Origin of the sequence: Cobetia sp. 1AS1, from assembly GCF_029846435.1 — a bacterium.
GTDB classification, from domain to species: domain Bacteria; phylum Pseudomonadota; class Gammaproteobacteria; order Pseudomonadales; family Halomonadaceae; genus Cobetia; species Cobetia amphilecti.
On record NZ_JARWKU010000011.1, the window covers coordinates 48,601 to 61,331 of the forward strand.

The window sequence follows — 12,731 nt, forward strand, 5'->3', positions numbered from 1 at the left end:
ATTACCCCAGTCTGAAGACGTCGCCTGTCGTGATATTGCCGCCATCGGAATCGAAGGAAATCCCGAGCCCGCCATTGTAGACCCACCCCTTCACCGAAATGTCTGTCTGGGTCTTGATGGTCGAAGTCGAACGATAGGCATCGTACTTGTATTCCATGTTGTAACCACCCCGCGCTTTCGGGTGGTAATAGTCGTGGCTTGCGGTCGGCTGTGGCCGCCCTTCACCCCGCGAGCCTTTGTTCTCATCGCTTTGCGTGTGGCTCTTGTCGAGCACCAACTTGCCGTCGATCCAGGTGCGAATCCGCACACGAACGAACCATTTGATCGCCCCCGTCCGCCCGACCCAATAATCGCCACCATCGCCGGTACGGTCCTGAAGACTACCGCTGCCGTAGCGACCACTCATTGAGGCCGCGACCCGTGGATAGGATGTCAGGCTCAAGCGGGAACCGGATGGCATCTTGGACAGTTTCTGCGTGGCCACATGACTGGCAGAAATCTCACGGTAATCCGCATCCCGGTGCCCATAGCTGTTACCACCCCCAGCCAGGCTGGCGCTGCGGCGCTCGTCGTTGTCATTCAGGCGAAGTGCCCCGAAGGGCGACTGGCCGTTGACCGTGATCGACTGCACTTCCAGGTTGCCCCGGATCATGGCGTCGTTGAACTCGACATAGCCGCTCTGCAGGATGGCCCACCCGGTCTTCCCTGACTGGAAGTTGTCCGAGAACACGTCACCGGAGAAGCGCGCCGCGCTGCGCACGTCCAGGTTGTTGACCTCGATGGCGTCGGCACGGATCAACCCGCCCACGGTCGTGATCGGGGTGCCGTCGCCCTTGGTCAGCTTGCCGATGGTGATCGGCCCCAGCTGCCCTTCCTGGATCGATGCCTCGGCAATCAGGGCGCTGTTGATGTAGGTGTCACCGCCGGCAATGATGAACGGCTTGCGGGCATCCTTGCTGGTCCGACCCACGGCGAAACGGTCCACGTCGAAAATGGCGTCGATGCTGTCGCCGTTGTTGCCCACCACGAAGCCGCCGATCAGCCCGTTGGTCTGCACCTTGGCATACCAGTAGGAATTCAGCGTCGTCAGCTCGCCGTTGATCTTGCCGACCTCGGTCCCGAGCTTGGTTTCCACGGCCGCGACGTCCTTGCCAATCTGGGACTGCGCCTTGGTCAATGCCGTGTTGGTGCTCTTGATCGAGTCTTCCAGCTCCTTCACTTCGCTGTTGAGCGAGTTGCGCACGCCCGAGACATCGCCCTTCAGCTCGTTGCGCACGTTGGTGATGCTGCGGCTGGTCGAGGTGACACGGTTATCGACCTTCTCGATCTCGCTGGTCAGCTCGGTTTGTGCGGTGCTCAACTTACCTTCCAGCTGGGAGCGGGTCGTATCGATCTTCTTGCTGGTGGTGTTGATCCGGCCATCCAGGCGCTTCGTCTCGCTGTTCAGCTCCGACTGGACGTCGCCGATCGTGTCCCCTAGACGCGATTCCACCGTGTCGATCTTGCCGCTGGCCGCGTTGATGCCGTTCTCCAGCTCCTTGACCTCGGACACCAGGCGGGAGTTGGTGGTGGCGATGCTGCCTTCCAGCGCATTGCGGGTCGTGTCCACCTTGCGGCTCACGCTGGTCACCCGGTCATCGACGCGCTTCACTTCCGTCTCGCGCACCAAATTGGCCTCGGCGATGGCCGAATTGAACTGCGACTTGGCCGTGTTGATCTGCTGGGTATTGGCCTGGTCACCGGCCACCCGAGCGCTGGCCTCCTCGTTGATCGCGGCGGTGATGGCCGGCAGGTCTTCCTCGGTGGTGGCCGGCTGGATGCTGATCAGGTCGATCAGCACCTTCTTGCCGCTGTTGCTGGTGTCACCCCAGATACCGAGGTAGTCAGCCCCGCCATTGTTGGCACCCGGCACGTCCCACAGGAATTCGAACAGGGTCCAGTTGTCCTCGACCGGGAACCGTTGCCAGCCGCTGTTGCCCACCTCAGCGGTCGAGTAGGCCACGGCGAACTCGCTCGATGCCTGGCTGTCGGTGGGGAAACGCTTGGCATAGCCCGTCACGCGGATGCGTTTCTCGGAGAAGTTCTGCGCCATGCTTTCGCTGATCTGGGCATTGACCCCACCCGTCGCGCCGCCCGAGGACGGATTGCTGCCGCTGTAACCGATCGCGGCAGACTGCTCGCCGCCGAAGTCGTCAGCGGTGTAGGCCGAAATCGTGGCCCCGCCGGGGGCATTCCAGCGATCGTAGTCTGCCCCGTCCTCAAAGCTGCTGACCCATACGGGTGTGGCATCGAGGCGGGCCGTGATGCTCTCGACGGCACTGCTCAAGGCGCTGATCGCACTGGCGCGGGTCTGTTCTTCCCGTGTGATGTCGGCCACGTTGGTATCGACCCGCGCGGACAGTTGCCCCAGGTCACGGGCCAGTGACTCGCCCTGCTGGATACGGGTCGTGCGCTCCTCGAGGATGGCCGCTTCATAGTCCTCGGCCACCTGGGCGATCTGGCTCTCGAAGCTGGTGGTCAGGGCATTCAGGCCGTTGATCCGTGCCTGGCGCTCGGTGGCCAGGTCCGCAAATGCCTTGTTGCTGGCAGCGGTCAGCGTTTCCTGGGTCCGGGCCAGGGCCTCGTCCCCTTTCACGCTCGCCTGGCGGACGCTGTCGATCTCGCTCCCCAGGCCCTGTGCCGTGGAGCGAAGGGATTCGGTTTCACGGGCCAGTGACTCGGTTTCCGCCGTCCATGCCTCGCGGTTGGCCTCGATCGCGGCCGTCCGGGCCTTGGCTTCATCCACCAGGGCATCGGCGCGGGCCTTGGCCTCGGCACTGACCGCCTGCTGGCGGGCCTTCGCTTCCGCCTGCAGGGCCTTGACCCGATCCTGGTGCTCCTCGAGGATCGCCTGAACCCGAGCATCCGTCTCGGTCTTCAAGCGGCTGTTCACGGACCCTGGCTCGAAGTTCGAAATCAGCTCGATTTCCTTGCGCAGCTCCTCGGCCAGGTAGGAGGCGTCGATTTCCTCGGTCAGGCGCTCGATCAGGTAGCCGATGTCCGCGATCTTGGTGGCCGACACGGCTTCAGACCACGGGCCCACGGTGCCGAAGGCGTTCACGAAGCGCAGCCAGTACCAGAAGGTCTGTGCCTCCTCGCCCGGAATGACATCGAAGTAGCTGGCCCCGGCCCCGGAGCCCAGGACATCGGACTCGTTGAAGTCGTTGGTCTGGCCCCGGCGAATCTCGACCACACGAATCTGGTAGCGGGAGCCCGGAAAATCCCACAACAGGTGGATGCCATCGAACACCCCCAGGGCATAGACGCCCGTGGGTCGCGGTGGCGTGGCCAGGTCACCACCGTCACCGACCGGCAGCACCGTCGGCAGGCCGGTCAGCGGATTGATCCGCCCCAGCCCCTGCACTAGACCACTGTCCACCAGGTCGTTGAAGGTGACGGCAGCCTCGCCCGGATCACCGCGCCGACCCAGGCGCACTTCCGTGGCCTCCTTCATGGCCTCCATCCAGCGGCGGAGTGTCGGCGTGGCGTCGCGCGGGATGTCCGGCAGCGCCGTGATGCGTTTACGCGCCATAGACCAGCTCCTGTGTGGACCCCGCCAGGACGGCGGAATAGATGGCCCGGCGGCTGTCCCCCTTGGAATCCATCTCGAGGGTCAGCTGCCACTCGCGCTTGCGGCCCCAGGCCGGCAGCCGGAACGGGTCCTCGCTCTGCACCGTCAGGGTCAGCTCGCGGTCATCGCCCCGGATGGTGAGCGTCACGGGGTATTCCGAGGCCATCACCTGCCCCAGGCCAAAGGCCCGTGGGCGATCACGCACGACACGACTGGTCCAGGACACGTTGCCAGCGGCGGTGCTCATGACCTCGGTCAGGTTGGGGATGCCGAAGCCGTCGGCGACCAGGATGGTGCGATCGTGGCGGCTGTCCCGTGCGGCGCACGTCATCTTGCTGAACAGCTCGGCGGAGCCGGATGACACCAGGGTCAGCGAGCGCGGGTCACTGGGCGTGATGGCGTAGAGCGTGTCGGTCAGCGGGACATAGAACAGGTAGCGGCCTTCGAAGGCGAACGCCTTGAGGGTCGCCGGGTCCAGGTCCTTCCAGTCCTGAGCGGTGAAGATGCCGCCGGTCAGCAGCTGGGCTTGCTGGCCATCGACCGCGACCAGGCCATCGTGGCTGGCATACACGACGAAGCCGCCCACATCGACAACGCTGTCGCGTGAAAGGCACGGGTAGTCGTAGTCCATTTCCTGCGGGACGGCGGCCTGCGGGTCTGCGCCATAGCACCAGTACGGTTTGCCGGTGGTCCCGACGAACAGGCCGTTGGCCGTGGACTGGATGGCCGTGATCTGGGTCTTGAGCGGGAAACGGTACTCATAGGGCCAGGCGTGCGGCAGCTTGACCTCGGAGTAGCACAGCATGTTGCCGTAGAAGCCGGCGAGGAAGTTGGAGCCGACCGCGTCGATTTCCTTGATCTCGTCCGGTGCCGGGTGCCAGCTGTCGGTGGGCAGCACCTCGGCTTCTTCCCCGTAAGGCACCGTGTCGGTGAAGCTGGCCTGGGTATAGGCCACCTCGCCCACGTACTGGAAGTAGGTGCCGCTGGAACCGGACGTGGAGCGGTAAACGCGCTTGCGGGCCGCGCCCGTGAACCGGCGCTGGCCGGTGTCGCTGTTGCCCAGGGGAAGATCGACCGTGACGCTGAAGTCGAACTCGATCGGCACCTCGACCCCGCCGGACGCGATCGAGGGCGGCCCTTCCTGCCCCAGGTCATCGACCAGGGTGAAGACATACACCACCCGCTGGCGGTTGAGGTCTTCTTCCTCCATCCCCTCCGGGATGGACTCGGATGCGAGCCGCGCCAGGGGGGCACCGTCCGGGGCAGGCACTCCCAGCCGGTAGGACGTCGGCGTGATGTTCACCGAGTTGTCAGAGTAGTTGTCGCCGATGGTGTAGCGCGGCCCTGTCGAGTCCGCGAAATAGATGCGCCGCCATTCGTCCTGCGGGGCGATCAGGGAGTCGATGCCGCGACGCACCTGATCGGTGAAGACGAACCAGGCATCGGCCATGTGCGAGTAGAACATCGACTCGGCCGTCTTGAGCCCGCCCGTGCGGTTGCCCTTGAGCTTGCTGTAGTTGGTGCTGGCGAAGTTCACGGGCAGTGCCGTCAGAGCACCGCGCTGGAACCCGGCATTCACCGCGCGTTCGGACAGACCCTCGGCCAGGCGCGATGGGTCCACCTGGGGCGCCATGCCCTCGAAGGTCAGGATTCTCATGCGGCCTCCACTTGCACATGCCAGGGGGCGTTGTAGTCATCCGCCGCGTATTCCAGGTTGGTGGCCACCCGTTCCATCCAGCCGCGCCCGAAGTCAGTAAAGGAGGACAGCTTCACGTAGAAGCGGATGCGCTCGGCATTGAACCGCTTGAGCACGTCGTCGATGTCGGCACGCTCCAGGGCGCCCAGGGTGACAGCTCCGACCCGGCCATCGTCCGCGACATCGAGTGCGCGCTGCAGGAACCGGATCGCGGTACCGGGCCCGTGGTTCACGGCGGCGTCGAAGGTCTGATAGGCCACGGCCGGCGGGAACTGGTCCGCCTGGGCGCGATCCCAGAAGTCGCGGTGGTAAAGCTGCTTGGCCCGATCGAGGGTCAGATTCTGGATGTCCTCTCTCGGATAGCGGGCCGCACTGATACCGAAGCGGGTGCCACGCAGCACCCCGACCCCGACGCTGCCGCCTGTCCAGTTGCCTGGGTCACGGCGGTGCAGGGATAGCCCGCCCTCATGGCCAATGACGCGCTCGAATGCCACACCAAATGTCATCATCGCGGGAGCCTCCGGCGGACATACCAGGCCCGCCGTTGTTGGAAGACGATGTAGAACAGCACAGCGCTATCGAACAGGTGCCATGCCACGGAGCTGGTCGTGAATGCGAAGGCGTAAATGCCCCGCGAATTGATCAGGATCAGGTAGGTCACGGCGATCATGGCTTCCATGATCAGCAGGTCCGTTCGTCGGCCTTTCGGCACGATTCGGGCAGTGAGAACCGCGCCGAATATCACGACGACGGATGCAATGACGTTGAGCCAGGAGACAGCAGTGATCATTTCCTTCCCCTCCAGATGTCCCGCAATGTGGTGGACCAATTCACCATGAACTCGTGCGGATCACGGGCGAATTCCGCGCCCACCTTGAAGATTCCCGTCAGGATGTGATCAGCGACCAGCACCACCAATGCGAGAATCGCGCCTTTTGCCCCTGGACCCATGTCTTGGTCGGGTATATCCGCCAAGTACAAATTCATCACCCCACCTACGAAGACTGATACGGTCAGATACCGTAGCCAGTCGAACCATGACCGCTTTGTTTTTGAATAGAGCCATTTGACCAGAACGGCCCCGAATATGATCAGCGCTGGTACAACCCATTGGGCGGTCTTTTCGGCGGCAATGCGCTTCAATTCATCCGACAATTGCCATCCCTCCTATCGCTTGACGCCCATGAATTGCACTGCGCCGGAGTAGCCATTATAAGCATTGCTTATTATGCGAGGCTACTTTTTCACTTCGCTATACAGAGTGGGCTTGCTGCCTTCAACAGCGCGTTTCAGCTCGCGGACGATCTGGTCATCCAGCGTGTTGCTGGTGCTTTTCGCCAGGCGTTCCGCCAGAACGATCAGTAGGTTGAGCAGGAACCGCTCGGTGAGCAGCGTGGTGGCCATACTGGTGAGGATTTTCAGGACGATCGCAGGCATTGCAGACTCCAGGGCCCCCGCCAGGCGGGGGCAATGTGGGTTAGCGGATTTTCACGTAGTTCAGCGTGTGGTCGGACCCGGTGGGGATTTCTGGCAGATAAATCTGCGTCTCCGGGTCGAAGCCCCCATCAGTTTCAGTCGCTTCCAAGGGGGTCAGAACATAGGCGCTGCCGGTTTCACCTGACGGTAAGGAATCACTAAAGACGCAGGCCAAACGGCCATCGGATAATAACCAAGTTGTCCATATAGAGGATGCGCGGCCCGCGTAATAAAATTCCCCAGCGTCCCAGTCCGTGATTTCTCCGGTTAACGCATCTACGCTTTTTACCCCATCCCGCCCATAATAGAAATATACTCCATTGATCGGTACCGGGTAATACGGTCTAGTGGTAGAGCCCACAGCCCGCACAAATTCTAATGAACGGGTCGGAATATCGTATATAAACGCCTCCCCACCATAGACATATAAGAACTTGTCACCATTGGCGAGAAGCACCGGGTTGAAAATATCAGACGGCCAAGAGAAATTTTTACCTGTTGCTCTATTGTACCGTTCTATAGCAGCCTTCAAGTCAAGTAAGGTCACAGTATGGAGCCGCGTCATGTCATCAATCCCCGCTAGGCGGAAAATAGAAAGCGCGCCTTCTTCTTTCGCCAGCAAGGTCATATAGGCATAACTATTATTGGACGAGGACCGCGTCACGGTCGCTGATACGTACATGGCCGCAGCCGGGTTTGCCCCCGACGGCCAAGGTAGGGGGGCACGGCCAACTCTGATCGCTGTCGGATACTCGGACTGTGTATTGCTGGGTATAAGGCTATTGTGGGAAAGCTTCGAACCAGAGTTGATAGCCACAAAGGTGACGTCACCGTTGTTGTGCAGCGCCACGGGCGGGAAGCCTTGCGAAGACGGCACCACGGCTGTGATGTCATCAGGGGGAGGGACTGTGCCATCTGAGTATTCCATAGCAGCCGACGCAGAACCCGTGGAATTGTCGTATAAGACTCCAAACTCATGGCTTGAATAATCGACGGGTCCGCAATAAGCGATTCGCCCTTTTTCGAAAAACGCTAGGCCGTCAGGGCGGAAAGCGCCGGCAGATGGACCAGGAACACTGACAGTTTGGCGGTTTATCCACTCCCCCTCGCTATTGCGCTCTACTACAGCGAGTACGTCATCGCCACCCTCGTCAACCCGGCACCAAGCGAATTCTCCGTTCGGCGTATTGGTATATGCCACCGGGGATCGGCCCTTTGACGCCCCCGTGACAGACTCGGGGACAAGCCCGACATCGAAGGTGTCAAACGGGGAAAAACCGGTAGGTATGGTATTAACCGGCACAGAAGGATTGTTAATTTCATCCAGGAACAAGAACTGTTTGCTCGTATCGAGAGTGTCGTATACAAACGCCCGGTCTTGATACACAGCGGCCGCTTTAAATCTTTGTGGGGCATCGCCGGTACCATCGTTTATCGGCATGCTCGCTCGCGGGTCGGCTTTGTTGATAACGAAAGCGTTGTATCCTGTTTCAGTTGTGGTGCCTACGAAGGCGGTATCCGGCAGGCGGGGGCAGAACGATTGCTTATACAGGGGTGATCCGAAGTTGTTGAAACGCACCAGATACCGCACTACAAGTTCAAACGTGTCACTAACCCCGACAACTTTTATCCCAACATCGGGGACTGCGTAGATCGCCCCCACATCGCACACATCGATTAGAGTCCCCTCGGTAGCCGTCGGGTAGCTATTCTGCGCATGGAGGTCGAGCACCTCCGAGCCTCCACCATCAGTTGGCAGAATCAGGAACCGGCCATCCAGAGCAGGCTTGGCCAGGGCAGCGAGCGCTTCATTCGTTGTCGGAGCCGTGTATACGTCTGTGGGTGCTGCGACACCCGCAGGCAGCGTACTTGGAACCTCAACAACCTGTACCCCAGCAGAGCTATAAGCCCCGACTAGGTAGCCACCTTCTGGCAGCTTACAGAAAACAGCGCCAAAGTAGGCACCCCCATCGATCGAAGGGCCTGCATTGAAATTGACCCCATCGTCGGACCACATTAGTGGGGCGCCCATATTCCCGGGAGAGAAAAATACGCGCCCATCGACTTCACTGACACTCCCCGTGGTGAGGGCGCTGCCGGTTGCGGTGAAACGGTTGGCCTCCTGATAACCGTTGGCCATATCGCGGATCACCAACTCGCCACCCCTGGCGCATTCGTACATGTAGCCTTTGTAGAAACCAACAGTTGTGAGGTCGTTGTCTAACTCCGCAACCATGCTGGTGGTAATGCTTCGCAGCACAGGGCTATACACTTGGTATACGCCGCCCATCGAGGCCAAAACCGGTGCATCCGCTGCGGCGATGATCCGCCCATCCAACGGTGCCCAGTCATCCGACAGCTCGACATGCTTCACCACCGTGCGAATGTCACCGACCTCCCAGGACGGCAAGGACGCCAGGTCGCGTAGACGCTGCATGGCATCAGCGGTCAGCCGGGCCTCGACTCGCTCCCCTGCCCCGTGGGCCACGGCATCGCCCTCGTAGCCACGCTCGACGGTCAGCAGGGTGTCATCGATCGCCGTGACCTTCACGACCTCGATGTTGACCCCGTAGCGCGAGGAATCGGCAAACACGGTCAGCGTGAACCAGTCACCCTCGCCCATCGTGTCAGGGAATCCGTGCATCTGCGTCAGCACCAGCGTGGTGTCGCTGGCAGTGGCTGGGGTGTCCAGGACGCCATAGCAGTTGTTCAGGAATAGCTGGGCCATATCAAAGCTCCGTGACGACGATCAGGAAATCCACTTCCTTGGTGCGCGATTCGGTGTAAATCAGGACCGTGAACTTGTAGCTCTGCCCGTCTTCACCGCCGGTAATCCATAACTTGACCCGGTCAGGGGACACCGAGGTCTGTGTCACCTCGATGCCACTGGGCGGGTCCACAATTTCCAGGTTCTCGACCTCGTCGCCGGGCGATAGCCACTCGGACATGACGATGTCGTAATCCAGGTGGTCCCTGGGCTGCTTGCGGAATGTCTTCATGCGACTTGGTACTCCCTGTTGGTCGCCGCGACCGTCATGCTGCGATCAGTTGCCGGGACCACGATGGTGCGGCGATCAGGGGCAGCGGCGCCGGGATTGATGATGAAGGACCCGCGCCCGACACTGGCCCGCGCAGTGCATTGGCCTGGGGGTGCTGAGGTGATGCGGAACGCCACGGCCCGTTGGTCCGCCGTGGGCCGCATGAGCGACTTGGCATACCAGACGTGGAAGATGGTGACCTGAGTGGTACCACCGCGCGCGTAGCTGTGGCTGGTGCCCTGGCCCGAGGTCCAACGGCGGTTATCCGCGATCGAGATCACATTGGCGTAGGCATCGTTGGCGCTGACACGATGGGTGACCCCGTTCTCGGCCAGCTGGTCGCTGACCGAAATCGCCAGGGCCTCCATGCCGACCCAACGCAGGCGCACGGCCTCGGCCACCGGAGCGCTGACTGCCACCCCCTTGGCCCGCATACCGACCCAGCGGTAACGGATGGCCTCGGCCAGCTGATCCGACCGAGCGGTCGTGCTGCCATCCATCCCGACCCACCGCAGGCGATTGGCCTTCACCACCGGGTCTGCGATGGCGACCAGGTCCGCCTCGGCATAGATCGAGCGGTAGTGCGTCGGCTCGGCCTCGGAGTCCGCCGTGGCATCGAGCACGGCATCGGCATAGATCGAGCGGTAATGGATCGGCTCGGCCTGTGTCTCGGCCGTCGGCTCCATGACGGATTCGCCATAGATCGAGCGGTAATGGATTGGCTCGGCCTCGGTCTGCGCCGTCACGGTCGCGCGCCCTTTGGCAAAGACCCAGGGATTGATACGGGTCACGATCGTGGTGCCGGCGGTGGCCACTAAATCGCCGCGTCCATCCCGATCCATGTAGGGCGTCAGGATCGCGTCGCTCTGCGCGGGAGACAGCCCCGCCGGGGCCCAGGTGTAGTTGAGCGCGTTGAACCACTGCTCGGCCTCGGCCTCGCTCTGACCCGTGGCGTAGGAGTAGGCCACGCCGTCGCGGGTGATGGTCGGCGCGATATGCGTGAAGGCTTCCCCGATCGGGTTGCCCTCGATAACCGTAATGCGAGAGGTCCGCGTCGTGGCGTCCACCTCGCCGGTACTCTGCCCTTCCACGCCGCGCACCAGCCAGAGTTTGTCGGGATCGGTGACCGACTCGGACTGCACATAGACCTGGCTGTAACCCAAGATCGTGTTGGGTACGGCACGGGTAGACGACCTGGCGACCGCTGTCCCCACGGCATACCGCTGACGGACCCGCAGGACATCGACGTCGGATTCATCCAGCCAGCTGATGGTCTGGGTACGAGCGCGCGTCGGTTTGGCCCATGCCGTGCGTTCTGCCACCACGCTGTCGGGAACGATGCGGGCTTCGCAGGTCCCGGCCATGTAGACCAGCTGAACCTGGCGGGATGAAAGGCCGCCCCCGCTACTATCGGACTCGCTGGCAGCGGTGCCATCCAGGTAGGCCAGACGGGTATGCGTCCCCATGCTGGAAGCCAGGGCCAGACGCTGCGAGCCCATGCCCACGAAGCGCGTCGAGTGCGCCGTGGCGTCTACCCACGCATTCGATGTCCCCGCCGCCAGTGTCACGATGCCGAAGGACGCCTGTTCATCGGCGTCGGCTTGCATCACCGCATCGGCAAAGATGGGGCGCAGGCCATCCATAGCGGTGAAGGCGCTCGCCGCACTACGGGCCTTTGCCCGGGTCCGACGGGAGTTGTCCCCAAGGGCCTCGGACTCGGCTGCCATATCACCAGACAGATAGGCGTGGCGTTCATAGGTCAGCTCGGTCACCGCCTCGATGATCAGCTCGGTATCGAAGCCAGCCTGTCGGATTGCGATGCCCGTGGTGTCCGCCTGGGATTCCCCGAGCGCCTGGGGTGCCGGGGTGATGCGTAACGCAACGCCAGTAGCCTCGGCATAAGACGCCCCATAACCCACAGGCGCTGACGTGATACGCAGACCGTCTGCCCAGCTTTCCGAGCTGGCCTGCCGAGACGGCATCGTGATCGACTTGATGGAATAGACGATGGACTCGAAGGTCTGCGATGCCGTGGCATGGCAGGCGCCGTCCAGGTAGGCCGCGCGCCAGTTGGTCGCTTCGCTGTCCGCTTGCGAGATGCCCGCAGCCTCCATCGGTGCGTAGCGGGTCGCCTGCATGGAAGCCCCTGCGCTGATCACGCTCAGGGTGTTGGGCATGGACGTGATCCGCAGGCCCACCCCTTCGGCAGAAGCCGATGCAGTAGAGATGGCGGTGGGTGCGGAGGTAATGCGAAGGCCAACCGCCGAGGATTCGGAGTTGGCCTGGCGAGACGGCATGGTGACCGACTCGATCGAATAGATGTCCGCCGAGACACTGATCTGCGCCTCGGCGGAGGCAGTCCCTTCTGCCCAGAGTCCTGTCGCGCCGCCGTTGAGCGGCGCACCATTCAGCGGCGCGAACATGGGCAGTTACCCCTTAGCGGAGAATGATTTGCACGCCGCCGATATCGACGGACAGCACGTCATTGACCTCGAGGGTCTTGGAGACAGTGAAAGCACCGTGGTACAGCAGGTTACCGCCGGTCTGGGCGTCGAAGATGCCGTAGTGGCTGATGGTGACGGAGCCATCGGCGATCGGCGGGAACTGGATGACCTTGGCGTTGGAGGACATCATGCCGTCGCCCGACACGGTCGGTGCGGTCCAGCCGTTGCTGATCGTCTCGCCCTTGGCCGCATCCTGACGCAGGTACGCGGAATCGGTCAGCTCGTTGCCGCTCGCTTCATCGGTCGGGTCGGAGGTGAACAGGGCGATATAGATGGAAGACGGCGTGGACAGCGATTGCCCGCGCAGAGTGGCATTCAAGATGCCGGATTCCAGGTAGTCGGAAAAAGCTGCCATTAGTCATTCCTCGTAAAAGTTGGCTGCGATAAGCAGTGCTTATATTGTAGCC

The 12,731-nt window shown here is 62.0% G+C and carries 10 protein-coding genes; all 10 read right to left on the reverse strand.

Annotation, left to right across the window (positions count from 1 at the left end; all coding sequences use genetic code 11):
• Position 1: 1 nt before the first annotated feature.
• The 10 genes from QD280_RS15475 to QD280_RS15520 all read right to left on the reverse strand — a co-directional run bounded on the left by QD280_RS15475 (position 2) and on the right by QD280_RS15520 (position 12,679).
• On the reverse strand, positions 2–3,571 hold the full coding sequence (locus tag QD280_RS15475) for a hypothetical protein (protein WP_279839917.1): 3,570 nt from the start codon (positions 3,569–3,571) through the stop codon (positions 2–4).
• Positions 3,561–5,267: a hypothetical protein gene (locus tag QD280_RS15480; protein ID WP_279839918.1), complete on the reverse strand. Its 1,707-nt coding sequence runs from the start codon at positions 5,265–5,267 to the stop codon at positions 3,561–3,563. The genes QD280_RS15475 and QD280_RS15480 overlap by 11 nt, the downstream gene beginning before the upstream one ends.
• On the reverse strand, positions 5,264–5,815 hold the full coding sequence (locus tag QD280_RS15485; protein WP_279839919.1) for a glycosyl hydrolase 108 family protein: 552 nt from the start codon (positions 5,813–5,815) through the stop codon (positions 5,264–5,266). Before QD280_RS15485 ends, QD280_RS15480 begins: the two co-directional genes overlap by 4 nt.
• Positions 5,812–6,096 carry a hypothetical protein gene (locus tag QD280_RS15490; RefSeq protein ID WP_279839920.1) on the reverse strand — a complete coding sequence of 95 codons (285 nt, stop codon included), beginning with the start codon at positions 6,094–6,096 and terminating at the stop codon, positions 5,812–5,814. Before QD280_RS15490 ends, QD280_RS15485 begins: the two co-directional genes overlap by 4 nt.
• On the reverse strand, positions 6,093–6,461 hold the full coding sequence (locus tag QD280_RS15495) for a hypothetical protein (protein ID WP_279839921.1): 369 nt from the start codon (positions 6,459–6,461) through the stop codon (positions 6,093–6,095). Before QD280_RS15495 ends, QD280_RS15490 begins: the two co-directional genes overlap by 4 nt.
• 81 nt (positions 6,462–6,542) lie before the next feature.
• A complete protein-coding gene (locus QD280_RS15500; RefSeq protein WP_279839922.1) occupies positions 6,543–6,743 on the reverse strand; it encodes a hypothetical protein in 201 nt (66 codons plus the stop codon).
• Between the two features lie 40 nt (positions 6,744–6,783).
• A complete protein-coding gene (locus QD280_RS15505) occupies positions 6,784–9,510 on the reverse strand; it encodes a hypothetical protein (protein ID WP_279839923.1) in 2,727 nt (908 codons plus the stop codon).
• 1 nt (position 9,511) lies between these two features.
• Positions 9,512–9,781 (reverse strand): hypothetical protein, encoded by a 270-nt coding sequence (locus QD280_RS15510; protein ID WP_271302954.1) that lies wholly within the window; start codon positions 9,779–9,781, stop codon positions 9,512–9,514.
• A complete protein-coding gene (locus tag QD280_RS15515; protein WP_279839924.1) occupies positions 9,778–12,243 on the reverse strand; it encodes a hypothetical protein in 2,466 nt (821 codons plus the stop codon). Before QD280_RS15515 ends, QD280_RS15510 begins: the two co-directional genes overlap by 4 nt.
• 13 nt (positions 12,244–12,256) lie before the next feature.
• Positions 12,257–12,679: a hypothetical protein gene (locus QD280_RS15520; RefSeq protein WP_141392407.1), complete on the reverse strand. Its 423-nt coding sequence runs from the start codon at positions 12,677–12,679 to the stop codon at positions 12,257–12,259.
• Positions 12,680–12,731: the final 52 nt, after the last annotated feature.